This is a genomic window from Pseudomonas sp. NFR02 (assembly GCF_900119375.1).
In the GTDB taxonomy this organism is placed as follows: domain Bacteria; phylum Pseudomonadota; class Gammaproteobacteria; order Pseudomonadales; family Pseudomonadaceae; genus Aquipseudomonas; species Aquipseudomonas paracarnis.
On record NZ_FPJJ01000001.1, the window covers coordinates 971,553 to 990,609 of the forward strand.

A 19,057-nucleotide genomic window follows, 5' to 3' on the forward strand; every position below is an offset into this window, starting at 1 on the left:
GGACTACTATTTTGCGATTTATTCATTGAGCAGAATTATTAACGAGATTAGGTGTTATGGATTCCATTGAGCGAATTGATGGTGGCAAAGAAGTCGGTGCGGGCAGCGTCTCCCGGTTGTTTGCTGTGCTGCGAGCCCTGGGGGAGGTACCCGAGGGCGGCGAGCGGGTCACCCAGCTCGCCCAACAGGTGGGCTTGTCCCAACCCACCACCCATCGTCTGCTGCGCAGCCTGATGGACGAAGGCATGGTTGAGCAGGATGCACGCAGCAAACGCTATCGCTTGAGTCTGGAGTTCTTCGCGTTGGCGGCCAACGCGGGCAAGACCGGCAACCTGCGCGACCTGGTGCGCCCCAGCCTGTTGCGCCTGAGCGCGTCGCTGGGGGACTCGCTGTTCCTGCTGGCGCGCAGCGGCTTCGACGCCATTTGCCTGGACCGCAGCGAGGGTCCGTACCCGATTCGTACCTTCACCGGCGATATCGGTGGGCGCGTGGCCTTGGGTGTGGGGCAGGGCAGCCTGGCGATCCTGGCGTTTCTGCCGGAAGAAGAGCGCGAGACGGTGATCCGCTACAACCTGCCACGGCTCAAGGACTTCCACCTGTACGACGAAGTGCTGCTGCGCTCCGAAGTTGAGAACGTGCGCAAGCTGGGTTATGCAGCACGCAACACCGGTGTGCTGGAAGGTATGGCAGGGCTGGCGGTGCCCATCCTCAACCGCGACGGGTACGCGGTCGCGGCGTTGAGCGTGGCGACCATCAGCGACCGCCTGGGGCCGAGCCGCTTGCCGATGGTGGTGGAGTTGTTGAAGCGCGAGGCGGCGGCCATCGGGCCGCGGCTCAATCCGTTTGACCCGACGTTGCGCAGGCCGTCGCAGACCTTTGGGGGTTAACCCGGGCCTTCACAACAGCATATTGGATCCAGTTACGGTATAACCCTGAGACGCTTTCGTGATTCGAGGCCCCATTTTTCATGCAAAACCCTTTGCAACGTCCGCTGTGGCAAATCTATCTGTTGTTCCTGGCACCGATGGTGCTGTCCAATTTCCTGCAGAGCTTTTCCGGCACCCTCAACGGCATTTACGTCGGCCAGATGCTGGGCACCCAGGCCTTGGCCGCGGTGTCGGGGATGTTTCCCATCGTGTTTTTCTTTATCGCCCTGGTGATCGGCCTGGGGGCGGGCGCCTCGGTGTTGATCGGCCAGGCATGGGGCGCCCAGGAGACCGGAATGGTCAAGATGATTACCGGTGCCACCCTGACCCTGGGCGCGTTGGTGGGCCTGGTGGCCGCCGTGCTGGGCAGCCTGTTTGCGCGCCCGGCATTGCAGGCGTTGGGCACGCCGGTGGATGTGCTCGACGATGCGGTGGGTTACGCCCAGATGATGATGTTGATCATGCCGTTGCTGCTGGTGTTTATCCTCTATACCCAACTGCTGCGTGGCGTCAGCGACACGATTTCGCCGTTGCTGGCATTGATGGTCTCCACCCTGGTGGGCTTGCTGCTCACGCCTGCGCTGATTCGCGGCTGGATCGGCCTGCCACCCATGGGCATCCAGAGTGCGGTGTATGCCGGGCTGGTGGGTAACGCCTTGGCGATGCTGTTTCTGATCCTGCGCCTGCGCCACAAAAAACACGTGATGGCGCCAGACCGCGAGCTGCTTGCGGCCTTGCGCCTGGACCGCGTTATCCTCGGCAAAGTCCTGCGCATCGGCCTGCCGACGGGCTTGCAGATGGTGGTGCTATCGCTGTCGGAGTTGGTCATCCTGGCTTTGGTCAACGGCCACGGTTCCCAGGCCACGGCGGCCTATGGCGCGGTGACGCAGATCGTCAACTATGTACAGTTCCCGGCGCTGTCGATTGCCATCACCGCCTCGATCCTCGGCGCCCAGGCGATTGGCGCCGGGCGCCTGGAGCGCATCGGGCCGATCCTGCGCACGGGGCTTGTGATCAACCTGTGCCTCACAGGTGGCTTGATCGTGCTCGGCTATGGGCTATCCCACTGGTTGCTGGGCCTGTTCATCACCGACGACAGCGCACGGGTACGGGCCGAACACCTGCTGCACATCATGCTCTGGAGCATTCTGGTATTTGGCTTCCAGGCGGTGATTGGCGGCATCATGCGCGCCAGCGGGGTGGTGCTGATGCCGGTGGCGATCTCGATCTTCTGCGTGCTCTGCGTGGAACTGCCAATGGCCTATCTGTTCAACGCCCACTTCGGATTGGAAGGAGTGTGGATGGCATTTCCGGTGACCTACCTGGCGATGCTGGTGTTGCAGATCGCCTATTACCGCTTGGTGTGGCGGCATAAGCAGATCAAGCGGTTGGTGTGAGGCTCAGGCCGCGCAAGAGCAACTCCAGGCCTTGCAAGCCTTCCTCCAGCCGTGTGCCCGGGTGTTCATCCCGGGCAATCCACAACGCGGTATTAACCAGGCTGCCGTTGATCAACTGCGCCAGTGCGTGGCTGGGGGCCGTAGGCATCAGGCCCGCTTGCATCAGGGTCTCCAGCAATTGGCGCAAGGACTCCACGCAGTGTTGCTGGGAGCCAGTGTCGCCCAGTACCGCCGGGGCATCCTGCAATACAATGCGCTGGATTTCCGGGTCCTGGGCCATGCGCAGATAGGCGCGACAGCGCTCGCAAAAACCACTCCAAGGCTCTACGGCCTGCTCCGAGATGCGTTGCAAGCGCGCGTCCATCTCGCTGTCGAGTTGAGCGACCACCGCCCCCAGCAGCCCTTTCTTGTCACCAAAGTGGTGATACAGCGCACCGCGCGTCAGGCCGGCACGGGCAGTAAAGTCATCCATCGAGGTATTGGCATAGCCTTGGGTGGCGAAGGCCCGGCGCGCGCTCGCTATGAGGCGGGCGCGGGTGTCTTCGATCATTTCAGCTCGGGCTCGGCTCATGGGCGTCTCTTGGTTAAGTGATTGACATACGCTGCGTATGCGAAGCATGATCTGCCACATACGCGTCGTATGTATTTTGCCCTGATGGATTCAGATAGCAAGCCCAGGGCGTCGAGCAAGAGGTCAAGCAGGATGGCAAACCCCTACGCTGAGTTATTCCAGGTCCCCGGTGCCCGGGCCTTTGTGCTCGCGGGCATGCTGGCGCGCATGCCGATATCCATGACCGGCATCGGCCTGATCACCATGCTGTCCCAGGTACATGGCGGCTATGGCCTGGCCGGTTCGGTGGCGGCGGTGTTTGCCCTGGCCACGGCGATTTGCGCGCCGCAAGTGTCACGTTGGGTGGACCGCTACGGCCAGGGCAGGGTGCTGCCGATTGCCGCGCTGATCGGCGGCGGGGCGCTATTGATGTTGCTGCTGTGTACGCGGTTGCAGGCGCCGAATTGGACGCTGTTTCTGTTCGCCGCGCTGGCGGGCTGCATGCCCAATATGTCGGCCATGGTGCGGGCGCGCTGGACCGAGTTGTACCGTGGCCAGCCCAGGCTGCAAACCGCGTTTGCCCTGGAGTCGGTACTCGATGAGGTGTGCTTCATCATCGGCCCGCCCATTTCGGTGGGGTTGAGCGTGGCGGTGTTCCCAGAAGCCGGGCCCCTGGTGGCGGTGCTATTGCTGGCGGTGGGCGTCACCACCTTTGTGCTGCAACGGCAAACCGAGCCAGCGATACACCCGCATCAAGGCGCGCACGGTCGCTGGCTGATTGCTTCGCCGTCGGTATTGATCCTGATGATTTTGCTGCTGGCCATGGGCGTGATCGTCGGCGTGGTGGATGTGGTCAGCGTGGCCTTCGCCCAGCATCAGGGCCAGCCGGCGGCGGCGAGTATCGTGCTGTCGGTGTATGCCATTGGTTCGTGCCTGGCGGGGTTGGCCTTCGGTGCCCTCAAACTCAAGGCACCGTTGCCACGCCAGTTCCTGTACTGCGGCGTAGCCACGGCGTTGACCACCTTGCCCTTGCTGCTGGTGAGCAATATTCCCGGCTTGGCCGCTGCAATCTTTATCTCCGGGCTGTTCTTTGCGCCCACCTTGATTGTGTCGATGGCCATGGTGGAGCAGATCGTCCCGGCCAGCCGCCTTACCGAAGGCATGACCTGGCTGATCACCGGCCTGAGCATAGGCGTGGCCATTGGCGCCGCTAGTTCGGGATGGATGATCGACCACTTTGGCGCCACCAGCGGATTCTGGGTGGCGCTGGCGGCAGGGGCGGTGGTTGCGGGCTCGGCGGTAGTGGGTTACCGGCGGTTGGGATAGTCAGCCAATCGTCGGGCATGGCTCTGGGTAGTGATGCTGCAGAAATTCGTTCAGTGCCTGACGCGTGAGATCATTCAATGTCACTTTCTTACGGTTTGCCGCCAGGGCAGCGGCCAAATGCAAGTCATGCCCGACGCGTACGTTGAATGAACCTTTGCACGGTTTCTCCGGCGTGTGCCCCAGGCTCTGGCAGGTAGCGAGATAATCATCCACCGCGCCACGGAAGGCTGCGTCCAGTTCAGCCACAGTTTTGCCTTCATAGCTCACCAATGCCTTGATGAACAGGATTTTACCAAACAGGCAGTTGTCCTCGAGGCTGGCTTCGATGGAGCCGATGTAGCCTTTGTGTTTCAGTTGGTTGTTCACTGAATCAGTTCTCCTGATTTCAATTGTTCGATGATCTGGCGCCGAATGTAGTGTTTCAGTTCGTTGCCGGGGTGAGGCTTGTGCAGGGTGATCATTGCGCTGGGGTCGCCCATGTCGAACTTGACCCGGCTTCCGGCCCCTTCAATCTGTGTGTATCCCAATCGGCGTAATAACGTGACGAGCTCAGACCAGGTAAATGCCATGTGCTCATTGAGCAGTTTGGCGAGCAGCTTTTCATTCTTGGACACGGCGTTCCCTGCGTGCAACTAAATGTAGTTGCAAAAAGTGGTGTTCGTCAATGCTAGCTCAGCTTCGTGCGGCTTCGCGGGGATTGATGTAACCCCCGATGACAGCCTGTGCGGCGCCACCCATTCCCCCGCTAATTTTTCCCCGCCCGGTTCGTTTTATAGGGACGACGTGCCTTTGTGCTTCCCGCCTATTGCCCCGGATTCCAAGAAATGAATGCTGAAGACTCCTTGAAACTTGCTCGCCGGTTTATCGGGCTGCCTCTGGAAAAACGCCAACTGTTCCTGCAAGCCTTGCAGAAAGAAGGCGTGGATTTTTCAAGGTTTCCGATTCCGGCAGGGGTGGAGGTGGAGGACCGCCAGGCGCTGTCCTACGCGCAGCAGCGCATGTGGTTTCTATGGCAGTTGGACCCGGCCAGCGGCGCCTACAATTTGCCTGGCGCAGTGCGCTTGAGGGGGGCGCTGAGCCTGCCAGCGCTGGAGCAAGCGTTCGCCAGCCTGGTGGCGCGTCACGAAACCCTGCGCACGGTGTTCCAGCGTCAGGCTGATGAGCGGCTGGCGCAGGTGGCGGTGGAGCCGTCGGTGACCGTCGAGCACCTGGACTTCACGGCCTTGGCCGTCGATGCGCGGGAGTATGCCGTCAACGCCGCCGCCACCCGGCAATCGCTGTTGCCGTTCGACCTGGAACACGGCCCATTGCTGCGCGTGCAACTGCTCAAGCTTGCCGAGCAGGAACACGTGCTGCTGCTGACCCTGCACCACATCGTCTCCGACGGTTGGTCGATGAACGTGCTGATCGACGAATTCATCCGTTGCTATGACGCCCATGAGCGCAACGAAGCGCCCCAACTGCCAGCGCTGCCCATCCAGTACAGTGATTACGCCCTGTGGCAGCGCCGCTGGCTGGAGGCGGGCGAGCAGGCACGCCAGCTGGAATATTGGCAGGCTCGCCTGGGCGATGAACATCCGGTCCTGGAGCTGCCCACCGACCACCCGCGCCCGGCCATGCCCAGCTACCAAGGCACACGGCATAACTTCGCGATTGAGCCGGCGCTGGCCGCGCAACTGCGCAGTTGCGCGCAAAAACATAACGTCACCCTGTTCATGCTGCTGCTCGGTGCCTTCAATGTGCTGTTGCACCGCTATACCGGCCAGGGCGACATCCGCGTCGGTGTGCCGATTGCCAATCGCAATCGCACCGAAGTCGAGGGCCTGATCGGGTTCTTCGTCAACACCCAGGTGTTGCGCACCGAACTGACCGGGCAAACCCGGGTTGCCGAGTTGCTGCAAGGTATCAAGGAGCATGCCCTGGGCGCCCAGGCCCATCAGGAGTTGCCCTTCGAACGGCTGGTGGAAGCGCTGAAAATCGAGCGCAGCCTGAGCCACACGCCGCTGTTCCAGGTGATGTATAACCATCAGCCGGTCGTCGCCGACATCGCCTCGGTCAGCACCGCATCGGGGCTGGAATTGGCCCTGGTGGAATGGCAAGGCCGCACCACCCAGTTCGACCTGACCCTGGACACCTATGAAAAGTCCGGCACCCTGCATGCCGCGCTGACCTACGCCAATGACTTGTTCGATACGCCCACCATCGAGCGCATGGCCCGGCATTGGATCAGCCTGTTGCAAGCCATGGTGCTCGATGGCGAACAGCGCATTGGCGAATTGCCCATGCTTGACGCGGCTGAACAGCAACGGCTGGTCCACAGCTGGAACCAGACCACCGAGGCGTACCCGACCGAGCGCGGGATTCATCACCTGATCGAAGACCAGGCGCGGCGCAGCCCCGATGCACCGGCACTGGTGTTCGGTACCACCACCTTGACCTACGCCCAACTGGATGCGCGCGCCAACCAGTTGGCCCATGCCCTGGGCGAGCAGGGCGTGGGGCCCGACGTGCTGGTGGGTATCTGCATCGAGCGCTCCATCGAAATGGTGGTTGGCCTGCTGGCGATTCTCAAGGCCGGTGGCGCCTACGTGCCTCTCGACCCTGAGTATCCCCAGGAACGCCTGGCCTACATGATCGAAGACAGCGGCATACAACTGCTGCTCAGCCAGCAGAGCCTGCTGGCGTCGCTGCCCGTCGCCGGTATCCAGTTGATTGCCCTGGACCAGCCGGCGCTATGGCTCGACGGCTACAGCCGCGAATCGCCGAACGTGGCCTTGCATGCCCTGAACCTGGCCTACGTAATCTACACCTCGGGCTCCACCGGCAAGCCCAAAGGCGCCGGCAATAGCCATCGCGCCTTGGTCAACCGCTTGAGCTGGATGCAACAGGCGTATGGCCTGGTTGCCAACGACGCGGTGTTGCAGAAAACCCCGTTCAGCTTCGACGTGTCGGTGTGGGAGTTCTTCTGGCCACTGATGACCGGCGCCCGCCTGGTGGTCGCGGCGCCTGGGGAGCACCGTGAACCGGCGCGCCTGATCGACACCATTGGTCGGCACGCCATCACCACCTTGCACTTCGTGCCGTCGATGCTGCAGGCGTTCATCCATGAGCCGGGCGTACAGGCGTGCGCGAGCCTCGCGCGCATTGTGTGCAGCGGCGAAGCCTTGCCCCTGGATGCGCAACAGCAAGTGTTCGCCAAGTTGCCCGCTGCGGCGCTGTACAACCTCTATGGCCCGACCGAGGCGGCCATCGACGTCACGCACTGGACCTGCATCGACGAAGGCGCCGACAGCGTGCCCATCGGCCGCCCGATCGCCAACCTCGGCACCTACGTGCTGGACGCACAACTCAACCCGGTGCCGGCCGGTGTCAGTGGCGAACTCTACCTGGGCGGCGTTGGCCTGGCGCGCAGTTACCATCGGCGCCCGGCGCTGACCGCCGAACGTTTCGTGCCCAGCCCGTTCGTGACAGGCGAGCGCCTGTATCGCACCGGTGACCGCGTGCGCCAACGCGCCGATGGGGTGATCGAATACCTCGGCCGCCTCGATCATCAGGTCAAATTGCGCGGCTTGCGTATCGAGCTGGGCGAAATCGAAGCACGCCTGATGCAGCATCCACACGTGCGCGAAGCCGTGGTACTGGTACAGGGCGGCAAGCAGTTGATCGCCTATCTGGTGCATGCAGGCGAGGCGCCAACGGACCTCAAGGCCTGGTTGCTCGGCAGCTTGCCGGAATACATGGTGCCGACGCATTTCATTGCGCTGCCCAAGCTGCCGGTGACCGCCAACGGCAAGCTCGACCGCAAGGCGTTGCCAGCGCCGGATGCGGCTCAGCCGCAGGCATTTGTCGCCCCCCAAGGCGACCTGCAAACAGCCCTGGCTGCCATCTGGAGCGACGTGCTGGGCGTTGAGCAGGTCGGCCAGGACGATAACTTTTTCGAGCTGGGCGGCGACTCGATCATCTCCATCCAGGTGGTCAGCCGCGCGCGTCAGGCCGGCATTCGCCTGAGCCCGCGTGACCTGTTCCAGTACCAGAGCATCCGCAGCCTGGCGCTGGTGGCGCGCTTCGAGCAGGTCAGCCTGATCGACCAGGGCCCGGTCAGTGGCGAGGTGATGCTGACGCCCGTGCAACACAGTTTTTTCGCCCAACCGATCCCGGCGCGGCATCACTGGAATCAATCCTTGTTGCTGGTGCCCGGTGAGGTGCTTGAGCCTGCACGGTTGGAGGCCGCGCTGGCGCGGTTGATCCAGCATCACGACGCTCTGCGCCTGCGCTTTGTGCAGCAGGCTGACGGCTGGCAGCAGAGCCATGCCGCCGATGTCAGCGAATCGCTGTTGTGGCAATGCCAGGCCAGCACCGACGCTGAACTGGCGGTGTTGTGTGATGAAGCCCAGCGCAGCCTTGACCTTGCCCAAGGCCCGCTGCTGCGCGCCGCGTTGGTGAATTGGGCCGATGGCAGCCAACGTTTGCTGCTGGTGATCCATCACTTGGTGGTGGATGGCGTGTCTTGGCGCATCCTGCTTGAAGACCTGCAACAGGCTTACCGAGAACAGGTGCTGCCGGCAAAAACCAGTGCCTACCAGCGCTGGGCGCAACAGCTGCACCGCCACGCGCAGACCGTCGAGGAGCAACTGCTGTACTGGCAAGCCCAGTCCATCGACGCCGAACTGCCGTGTGATCACCCCGAAGGCGGCCTGCAAAACCGCCTGGGTGCCAAGCTGGAAACACGCCTCGACGTCGAGCACACCCGCCGACTGCTGCAAGACGCGCCAGCGGCCTATCGCACCCAGGTCAACGACCTGCTGTTGACCGCCCTGGCGCGGGTGATCAGCCGTTGGAGCGAGCAACCTGCTGCGCTCATTCAATTGGAAGGCCATGGTCGGGAAGACCTCTTCGACGACATCGACCTGAGCCGCACCGTCGGCTGGTTCACCAGCCTGTACCCGGTGCGCCTGCATGCCGAAGGCGAGTTGCCCGAGGCGATCAAGGCGGTCAAGGAACAACTGCGCGCCGTGCCCGACAAAGGCCTGGGCTACGGCCTGCTGCGCTACCTGGGCGCGCCACACGCGCAGGAAAGCCTGGCGAACCTTACCGCGCCGCGCATCACCTTCAACTACCTGGGCCAGTTCGACCGTCAGTTCAACGAGTCGGCACTGTTCGTGCCGGCCAGTCAGGGCAGTGGCCAGGCCCAGGATCCAGAGGCGCCGCTGGCCAACTGGCTGACGCTGGAAGGTCAGGTATATGGCGGCGAGCTGTCGTTGCAATGGGGGTTCAGCCGGGAGATGTTCGAGGCGGCGACTGTGCAGCGGTTGGCGGATGAGTACGCAGCCGAACTCAAGGCGTTGATCGAGCATTGCTGTGCCACGCCGGCAGGCCAGGTGAGCCCGTCGGATTTCCCGCTGGCACGTCTCACCCAGCAGCAACTGGATGCCTTGCCCGTGGCCGGGCCGGCCATCGCCGACCTTTATCCGCTGTCGCCGATGCAGCAAGGCATGCTGTTCCACACCCTGTTGGAACCCGAGGCACAGGCCTATATCAACCAGTTGCGCCTCGACATCGAGGGCCTTGATTTGCTCGCCTTCGGACGTGCCTGGCAGGCTGCACTGGATCGTCACGACATCCTGCGCAGCAGCTTCCATTGGCTGGGCCTGGACAGTGCTCATCAGCTGATCCAGCGCCAGGTCGACCTGCAACTGCAAGTGATCGAAGACCCCGACGCCGATTTCGACACCCTGGCCCAGGCCGAACGCGAACGCGGTTTTGCCCTGAATGCCGCGCCGCTGTTTCGCCTGACGCTGGTGCGCGGTGCTGGTGCGGCCTGGCACTTTATCTTCACCAGCCACCACATCCTCATGGACGGCTGGAGTAACGCGCAGTTGCTCGGTGAAGTCATCGCTCACTATGCGGGGCAGGCAGTGCTGGCGCCGCTCGGGCAGTTCCGCGATTACCTCGCCTGGCTGCAACAACAGTCCTCGGGCGAAGCGTTCTGGAAAACAGCCCTGGCGGCATTGCCGGCGCCGACTCTGCTGGCGCAAGCGCTGCGCACGCCGGTAGCCGGGGTGGGCATGGCTGACCATCACGTAGCACTGGAGAGCGACTTTACCCGCCGCCTCGGCGAGTTCGCACGCCAGCACAAAGTCACCCTCAATACCCTGCTGCAAGGGGCTTGGAGCCTGTTGCTGCAACGCTACACCAGCCAGGACTGCGTCGCCTTCGGTGCCACCGTGGCCGGGCGTTCCGCACCGCTGCCGGGGATCGAGCAGCAACTGGGCCTGTTCATCAACACCTTGCCGATCATCAGCGCAGCCTCGCCAGCCCAGTCGGCCGCGACGTGGCTCAGCGAACTGCAAGCGCTCAACCTCAGCCTGCGCGACCATGAACATGTGCCGCTCTACGACATCCAGGGCTGGGCCGGCCAGCAGGGCGCGCTGTTCGACACCTTGCTGGTGTTCGAGAACTTCCCGGTCGCCGAGGCGCTCAAGCAAGGCGCGCCGGCCGGCCTGACCTTCGGTCACCTGCACAACCATGAGCGCACGCACTATCCATTGACCCTGGGCATCGAACTGGGCGCCAGCCTGCGCCTGGAATTCAGTTATGACCGTGCCCAGTTCAGCGAGGCGCACGTGGCGCAGTTGAGCGCCAACCTGCAACACCTGCTGGCGCAATTGCTCGCAGACGCTCACATGCCGCTGGGCAACCTGCGCCTTCTCGACGCCCCTGCGCAACGGCAGATGCTCGCTCTGAGCCGCTCAGCCGCAGCGCCCCAGGCCAACGAACGCGTGCATCAGCGTATTGCAGCCCAGGCCGAGGCGACGCCAGACGCCCTGGCTGTACAGGCCGGTGACGCCAGCTTGAGCTACGCCCAGTTGAACCAGCGCGCCAACCGCCTGGCCCATCGCCTGTTGGCGCTTGGCGTCGGCCCCGGCCAACGGGTGGGCCTGGCTTCGCGGCGTGGCCCGCAATTGATCGTCAGCCTGCTGGCAGTGCTCAAAAGCGGGGCGGCCTACGTACCGCTGGACCCTGAATACCCAGCGGAACGTTTGGCCTACATGCTCGCCGACAGCCGCCTGGACGTGTTGCTCAGCGAAACCGGCTTGCTCGCCGACTTGCCTTTGCCCCGCGGCCTGACCCGCGTGGATTTCAGCACCAGTGGCGACGAACTGACCGGCTACCCGACGACCAATCCGCCTAATCACGCGGCGGCGGCTGACCTGGCCTATGTGATCTACACCTCTGGCTCCACCGGCCAGCCCAAGGGCGTGGCCATCGACCATGCCGCCCTCGGCCAGTTTTGTGACAGCGCCACGCTGTACAGCCGACTGAGCGCCGAAGACCGCGTGTTGCAGTTTGCGACCTTCAGTTTCGATGGTTTTGTCGAACAGTGCTTCCCGCCCCTGTGTGCGGGCGCGGCGTTGATCATGCGTGGCGATGAACTCTGGGATGCCGGGCAACTGGCGCAAGAGATTGTCGAGCAGGGCGTGACCCTGGCCGATTTGCCCGCCGCCTACTGGTACCTGTTGGCGCAAGAGTGCGCCGAGCACCGTTGCTCCCTGGGCAAGCTGCGCCAGGTGCATGTGGGCGGTGAAGCCATGTCAGTGGAGGGCGTGCGTGCGTGGTACGCCGCGGGCTTGGGCAATGTGCGCCTGGTCAACACCTACGGGCCGACCGAAGCCACGGTGGTCTCCAGCGTGCATGAGTGCCAATTGGCCGATGCCAACGACGCCTACGGCGTGCCAATCGGGCAGGCGATTGCCGGGCGCGGCCTGTATGTACTCGACAGCGGTTTCGAACTGTTGGCCACCGATGGCGTGGGCGAGCTGTGCATTGGTGCCGAGGTTGGCTTGGCGCAACGCTATTTCGACCGCCCGGCGCTGACCGCCGAGCGCTTCTTGCCGGACCCGTTTTCCGCCATGCCCGGTGCGCGGCTTTATCGCAGTGGCGACCTGGCCCGGTACAACCCGGCGGGTGCGCTGGAGTACGTCGGGCGTATCGACCATCAAGTGAAGATTCGTGGCCTGCGTATCGAAATGGGCGAAATCGAAGCCAGCCTGCAAGCCTTGCTAAATGTGCGAGAAGCCGCCGTGCTTGCGCAGCCGAGCGCGACCGGCGTGCAGTTGGTGGCGTACGTGGTGCCCGCCGAAGGCCAAGCGCTGGAGGCACAGGCACTGGCGGCGCGCTTGCGCCAGACGTTGCCGGACTACATGGTGCCGGGCCATTGGGTGTTCCTCGATGCCTTGCCGTTGAACCACAACGGCAAGCTCGACCGCCGTGCGCTGCCCACACCCGACCTGAACCAGGCCAGCGCCGCCTACGTGGCGCCGCAGAGTCCATTGCAAATCCAGTTGGCGGCGATCTGGCAAGCAGTGTTGCAGGTCGAGCAGGTTGGCCTGGAAGATCACTTCTTCGAACGCGGCGGCCACTCCTTGCTGGCCACCCAAGTGATCTCCCGGGTGCGCCACGACCTCAAGCTGGAAGTGCCGTTGCGGGCCCTGTTCGAACAGCCGACGCTGGCCGCTTTCGCAGCGGCGTGCGCAGGCGTGCAGGCCGATACCGCGCCTGTGATGCAGGCGGTTGGCCGTGACCAGCCGCTGGCGTTGTCCTTTGCCCAGGAGCGGCAGTGGTTTCTCTGGCAATTGGATCCCACCAGCGCGGCCTATCATGTGCCCACCGCCTTGCACCTGTGCGGTGAACTCGACATCGCGGCGCTGGAGCGCGCCGTCGAGGCCCTGGTGCAGCGCCATGAACCGCTGCGCACCACCTTTGTGGAGGCGGGCGAGCACACCGTGCAAGTCATCCACCCAGGCCTGGCAGTGCCGGTTGAACAACAAGAGGTCGACGCCGGCGCTATCGAGCAGGCGGTCACCGAAGAGATCCAGCGCCCGTTCGACCTGCGCAACGGCCCGCTGATGCGCGTCAAGTTGCTGATCGTCGCGCCTGATCACCATGTGCTGGTCATCACCCAGCACCACATCATCTCTGACGGCTGGTCGATGCAAGTGATGATCGACGAGTGGGTGGCGCTGTACCAAGGCGACGCAGGGTTGCCGGCCTTGCCGATCCAGTACGCCGACTACGCCCAGTGGCAGCGCGACTGGATGGCGGCTGGGGAACAACAACGCCAGCTCGATTACTGGTGCGCTCGTCTGGGGCGCGAGCATTCGTTGCTGGACCTGCCGCTGGACTATCCACGCCCCGCAGTGCAGAGCCATCGTGGCGCGCGCCGCCAGATTCATCTGGAGCGTGCGCTGCTGACTGAACTCAAGGCCCTGGCCCAGCGTCAGGACGTGACGCTGTTCATGCTGTTGCTGGCCTCGTTCCAGACCTTGCTGCACCGCTACAGCGGCCAGGCACAGGTGCGTGTCGGCGTACCGGTCGCCAACCGTAATCGCTTCGAAACCGAGCGACTGCTGGGCTTTTTCGTCAATACCCAGGTGCTGCAAGCTGACGTGCACGGGCAGATGCCGTTCGACCAGTTGCTGGCCCAGGTCAAGCAGCGTGCCCTGGAAGCGCAGGCCCATCAGGACCTGCCGTTCGAGCAGCTCGTGCAAGTGTTGCAGCCCGAGCGCAGCCTCAGCCATAACCCGCTGTTCCAGGTGATGTTCAACCATCAGGACAGCCTGCGTTCAGCCCCGGTACAACTGCCCGGCCTGGCTTTGCAGCCCGTGGATTGGGCCGGTCACAGCACTCAGTTCGACCTGAACCTGGAAACCGAGGAATCGGTGGACGGTCTCTGGGCCTCGCTGACTTACGCCACGGACCTGTTTGACGCGGCGACCGTGGAACGCCTGGCCGAGCATTGGCAAAACCTGCTGCGCGCGGTCCTGCAGGATGCCTCGGTGGCCTTGGACGACCTGGCGATGCTCAGCCCGTCGCAATGGCAGCACATGGTGCACGACTGGAACCGCAGCGACACCGACTACCCACGCGAACGCTGCGTACACCAGTTGTTTGAGGCCCAGGCCGCGGCGCAACCCGACGCCATCGCGCTGCACTTCAATGACGAGCACCTGAGCTACGGCGAACTCAACCGTCGCGCCAATCGGCTGGCCCATCGTCTGATCGACATGGGCGTCGGCCCGGACGTGCTGGTGGCGGTGCACGTGGAGCGTTCCCTGGACATGGTGGTTGGCTTGCTCGCGACCCTCAAGGCCGGTGGTGCCTATGTGCCGCTCGACCCGCAATTCCCGGCAGAGCGCCTGGCCTACATGCTTGAAGACAGCCGCGCCCGGGTATTGCTGACGCAACCGCACCTGCTGGGGCACCTGGCGCAGCCGCACGGCGTGCAGGTGCTGATGGTGGAGGAGGCCGGCACAGCGCAGCACAATCCCCAGGTTGCGGTGACACCGGAGCATCTGGCCTACGTGATCTACACCTCTGGCTCCACTGGCAAGCCCAAAGGGGTGATGGTTCGTCACAAGGCGCTGTGCAGCTTCACCAGCGGCATGGCCGGCACGTTGAGTATCGGCCAGGATGCGCGGCTGTTGTCGCTGACCACCTTCTCGTTCGACATCTTCGCCCTGGAGCTGTACGTGCCGCTGAGTGTCGGCGGTACCGTGTTGCTGAGCACCCAGGCAATGGCCCTCGACCCCGAGGCGATCCTTGATCTGGCCCAGCGTCAGGCGGCGAATGTGCTGCAAGCCACGCCCTCGACCTGGCGCATGTTGCTCGACAGCCCACGGGCTCATTCACTGCGTGGCATCGCCTGCCTGTGCGGTGGCGAAGCGCTGCCCGTCGATTTGGCCCAGCGCATGCTCGACCTGCAAGGCCCGCTGTGGAACCTCTATGGCCCTACGGAAACCACCATCTGGTCGGCGGCTCATCGTTTGCACCAGGCATTGCCGTTCGTTGGACGGCCCATCGCCAATACCGGCTTGTTCATTCTCAATGCCGGTCTCACGCCATGCCCCCAAGGTGTGTCCGGTGAGCTGCTGATCGGTGGTGTCGGCCTGGCGCGCGGTTACCACGGGCAGCCGGCGCTGACCGCCGAACGCTTCGTGCCCAACCCGTTTGGGGCTCCGGGCGAACGCCTGTACCGTACCGGCGACCTGGCACGCTATCAGGCGGACGGCGTGGTGGAATACATCGGCCGTGTCGACCATCAGGTCAAGGTCCGGGGTTTCCGTATCGAGCTGGGTGAAATCGAAGCCTGCCTGCGTGAGTTCGACGGCGTACGTGAAGCCGTGGTGCTGGCCGATAACGACCGGCTGATCGCTTACCTGGTCAGCACCGCGCCGCAGGCACCGCAGGTGTATAAAGCCGCGCTGCGCGAGCGTCTGCCGGACTACATGGTGCCAGCGCAGTGGCTGTTCCTCGACAGCCTGCCGCTGACCCCCAACGGTAAGCTCGACCGCAAGGCACTGCCCAAACCGGATGCCAGCCTGTCGCTCAAGGGCCATGTAGCGCCCGTCACCCCGCGCGAGCAGCAGGTGGCGGCGATCTGGGCCGAGGTACTGGAATTGCCCCGTGTGGGCCTCGACGATCATTTCTTCGAGTTGGGCGGGCATTCATTGCTGGCCACGCGGGTGGTGTCACGGGTGCGTCAGGCCCTGGCGCTGGAGGTCCCACTCAAGGCCTTGTTCGAACAGCCGCTACTGGGTGATTTCGTGCAGGCCTTGGGCGAGGAGGGCGTCACCGCGCCGGCGCTGATCAAGGCCGATCGCACGCAGCCTCTGCCGCTGTCTTATGCCCAGGAGCGCCAGTGGTTCCTCTGGCAACTGGACCCGGCCGGCGCCGCGTATCACATCCCCAGCGCCTTGCGTTTGCACGGGCCGCTGGACCTGACCGCGCTGCAAGAGAGCTTTGATAGCTTGCTGGCTCGCCATGAAAGCCTGCGCACGTATTTCCGTCAGGACGCCACCGGCGCGGTTCAAGTCATTGACGCCCAGGGCCGGGTCGATATCGAGCAGGTCGACAGCGACTATGCCGGCCTCAAGGCGCGGGTCGCGCAGGTGGTCGCCCAGCCTTTCGACCTGCTGCATGGGCCGCTGCTGCGGGTCACCTTGCTGCGCCTGGCCGAGGACGACCATGTGCTGGTGCTGGTGCAGCATCACATCGTCTCTGACGGCTGGTCGATGCAGTTGATGGTCGAGGAGCTGGTGCAGGCGTATGCCGCTAACAGCCAAGGCCAGGACGTGCAATTGCCGGCGCTGCCGATCCAGTACGGCGATTATGCCGTGTGGCAGCGCGGTTGGATGGAGGCGGGGGAGCAGGCGCGTCAACTGGCCTACTGGCGCGAGCAGTTGAGCGGCGAGCAACCGGTGCTGGAGTTGCCGTTCGACCATCCGCGCCCGGCACAGCCAAGCCATCGCGGCGCACGCTTGGGTATCGAGTTGCATCCGGAGTTGTTGGGCAGTTTGCGCGCATTGGCGCAGCACGCTGGCGTCACGCTGCCGATGCTGCTGTTGGCGTCTTACCAAGCGTTGCTGCATCGCTACAGCGGCCAGGAAGATGTGCGCGTGGGCGTGCCGATTGCCAACCGCAATCGCCTGGAAACCGAGGGGTTGATCGGCTTCTTCGTCAACACCCAAGTGCTCAAGGCCGATATCCACGGGCAAATGAGCAGCGAGCAATTGCTGCACCAGGTGCGCCAGCGTTCCCTAGAGGCCCAGGCTCACCAGGACCTGCCGTTCGAACAGTTGGTGCAGGCATTGCAACCGGAGCGCAGCCTTAGCCTGAGCCCGTTATTCCAAGTGTTGTTCAACCACCGTGTGAGCGCTGCCGACAGCCATCTGCATCGCCTGGCCGACTTGCACGTCGAAGTCCTGGATCTGGACGAAGGCGTGGCCCAGTTCGACCTGGCGCTGGATGTGGAAGAAAGCCCGACGGCCCTGCGTGCCTCCCTGAGTTATGCCACCGACTTGTTCGCCGTGGCGACCATCGAGCGCATGGCCGGGCATTGGCAGAACCTGTTGCGGGCGATGGTGGTCGACCCACAGCAGCCCATCAGCCAATTGAGCCTGCTGGGCGAGGATGAGCAGCAGCAGATTCTTGAGCTGTGGGACCAGACCGACGCCGGTTTTTCAGCCGAGCGCCTGGTGCACGAATTGGTCGGCGATCGCGCCCGGCAAACCCCGGACGCAGTGGCGGTTAAATTCGACGCGCAAACCCTGACTTACGGTGAACTGGATCGCCAGGCCAACCGCCTGGCCCATGCCTTGATCGCCCGTGGCGTCGGCCCGGAAGTGCGGGTGGCTATCGCCATGCCGCGCAGTGCCGAGATCATGGTGGCGTTCCTGGCGGTGATGAAAGCCGGTGGCGTGTATGTGCCGCTGGATATCGAATACCCACGTGATCGCCTGCTGTACATGATGCAGGACAGCCGTGCGCAACTGCTGCTGACTAACAGCCGGGCGCTGCAGCAACTGCCAGTTCCCGAGGGCCTGGCTACCCTGGCGATTGATCGCACCGAAGAATGGGCCGGTTATAGCGATGCGGCCCCGACTGTGGCGCTGGACGGCGACAACCTTGCCTACGTGATCTACACCTCCGGCTCCACCGGTTTGCCCAAGGGCGTGGCGGTGTCACACGGCCCGCTGGTGGCGCATATCATCGCTACCGGCGAGCGCTATGAAACCTCGCCGGCCGATTGCGAGCTGCACTTCATGTCGTTCGCTTTCGACGGCTCCCACGAAGGCTGGATGCACCCGCTGATCAACGGCGCCAGCGTGTTGATCCGTGACGACAGCCTGTGGCTGCCGGAATACACCTACGAGCAGATGCATCGCCATAACGTGACCATGGCAGTGTTCCCACCGGTGTACCTGCAACAGTTGGCCGAACATGCCGAGCGCGACGGCAACCCGCCGGCGGTGCGGGTGTACTGCTTTGGCGGTGATGCCGTGGCTCAAGCCAGCTACGACCTGGCGTGGCGCGCGCTGAAACCCAAATACCTGTTCAACGGCTACGGCCCGACCGAAACCGTGGTCACGCCGCTGCTGTGGAAGGCACGCAAGGGCGACCCCTGTGGCGCCGTCTACGCGCCCATCGGCACTTTGTTGGGTAACCGTAGTGGCTACGTGTTGGATGCGCAACTGAACCTGCAACCCATCGGCGTGGCCGGCGAGTTGTACCTGGGCGGCGAGGGCGTGGCCCGGGGTTATCTGGAGCGTCCGGCGTTAACCGCCGAACGCTTCGTGCCGGACCCGTTCGGCAAGCCTGGCAGTCGCGTGTATCGCAGCGGCGACCTGACCCGTGGGCGTCCGGATGGCGTGGTGGATTACCTGGGGCGTGTGGACCATCAGGTGAAGATCCGCGGTTTCCGTATCGAACTGGGGGAAATCGAAGCGCGCTTGCGTGAGCAAGCCAGTGTCGGTGAAACCGTGGTGGTGGCCCAGGAGGGGCCGACCGGCAAACAACTGGTGGCCTATGTGGTACCGGCCGACGCCAGCCTGGCCGACCAGGTTGAGTTCCGTGACACCCTGCGTCGTGCCCTGAAAGCCGACCTACCGGACTATATGGTGCCCAGCCACTTCGTATTCCTGGCGCAGATGCCGCTGACCCCCAACGGCAAGCTCGACCGCAAGGGCTTGCCGCTGCCGGATGCGAGCCAGATGCAGCAGCAGTACTTGGCCCCGCAAACCGAGCTTGAGCAGCAGATCGCCACGATCTGGGCCGACATCCTGCACCTGCCGCAAGTGGGCCTGAACGACAACTTCTTTGATGTCGGTGGCCACTCCTTGCTGGCGATCCAGATTACCTCGCGGGTGCAGGCCGAGCTCGGCCTGGACGTACCGTTGATGGAACTGTTCCAGACTGAATCGCTGCGCGCCTACGTGCAGGCCGCAGCCACTTTCCGCGCCGGCAGCGTGGAAGATTTTGATGACCTTCGTGACTTCTTGAGCGAACTAGAGGCGATTTGA

Annotated in this window: 7 protein-coding genes; 4 read left to right on the plus strand and 3 right to left on the minus strand. The window is 63.7% G+C overall.

All coding sequences use genetic code 11. From position 1 onward, the window contains the following. Positions 1 to 56 precede the first annotated feature (56 nt). Complete coding sequence (locus BT199_RS04755) at positions 57 to 887, plus strand: IclR family transcriptional regulator (protein WP_020303060.1); 831 nt, start codon at positions 57 to 59, stop codon at positions 885 to 887. An 80-nt stretch (positions 888 to 967) separates the two neighbouring features. Continuing rightward, complete coding sequence (locus tag BT199_RS04760) at positions 968 to 2,323, plus strand: MATE family efflux transporter (RefSeq protein WP_072434029.1); 1,356 nt, start codon at positions 968 to 970, stop codon at positions 2,321 to 2,323. On the opposite strand, the gene BT199_RS04765 is transcribed toward BT199_RS04760, so the two are convergent. Further along, on the minus strand, positions 2,307 to 2,894 hold the full coding sequence (locus tag BT199_RS04765) for a TetR/AcrR family transcriptional regulator (protein ID WP_072434030.1): 588 nt from the start codon (positions 2,892 to 2,894) through the stop codon (positions 2,307 to 2,309). The genes BT199_RS04760 and BT199_RS04765 overlap by 17 nt on opposite strands. Positions 2,895 to 3,026: 132 nt before the next feature. Between BT199_RS04765 and BT199_RS04770 the strand changes: the two genes are divergently transcribed. Beyond that, entirely contained in the window at positions 3,027 to 4,199 is a 1,173-nt protein-coding gene (locus tag BT199_RS04770) for an MFS transporter (protein ID WP_072434031.1), read from the plus strand. Here BT199_RS04770 and BT199_RS04775 read toward each other — a convergent pair whose 3' ends face one another. Next, the gene (locus BT199_RS04775; RefSeq protein WP_014718824.1) at positions 4,200 to 4,565 is read right to left on the minus strand and encodes a type II toxin-antitoxin system HicB family antitoxin; all 366 of its coding nucleotides are present in this window, start codon (positions 4,563 to 4,565) and stop codon (positions 4,200 to 4,202) included. Continuing rightward, positions 4,562 to 4,813, minus strand: a complete 252-nt coding sequence (locus tag BT199_RS04780) for a type II toxin-antitoxin system HicA family toxin (RefSeq protein WP_014718823.1) — start codon at positions 4,811 to 4,813, stop codon at positions 4,562 to 4,564. Before BT199_RS04780 ends, BT199_RS04775 begins: the two co-directional genes overlap by 4 nt. Before the next feature lie 210 nt (positions 4,814 to 5,023). Here BT199_RS04780 and BT199_RS04785 point away from each other — a divergent pair, with 210 nt between their 5' ends. Beyond that, a complete protein-coding gene (locus BT199_RS04785; protein ID WP_072434032.1) occupies positions 5,024 to 19,057 on the plus strand; it encodes a non-ribosomal peptide synthase/polyketide synthase in 14,034 nt (4,677 codons plus the stop codon).

Coding starts and splice junctions, on each gene's coding strand:
- BT199_RS04760 (WP_072434029.1), top strand. CDS start 968: ATGCAAAACCCTTTGCAACGTCCGCTGTGGCAAATCTATCTGTTGTTC.
- BT199_RS04785 (WP_072434032.1), top strand. CDS start 5,024: ATGAATGCTGAAGACTCCTTGAAACTTGCTCGCCGGTTTATCGGGCTG.
- BT199_RS04765 (WP_072434030.1), bottom strand. CDS start 2,894: ATGAGCCGAGCCCGAGCTGAAATGATCGAAGACACCCGCGCCCGCCTC.
- BT199_RS04770 (WP_072434031.1), top strand. CDS start 3,027: ATGGCAAACCCCTACGCTGAGTTATTCCAGGTCCCCGGTGCCCGGGCC.
- BT199_RS04755 (WP_020303060.1), top strand. CDS start 57: ATGGATTCCATTGAGCGAATTGATGGTGGCAAAGAAGTCGGTGCGGGC.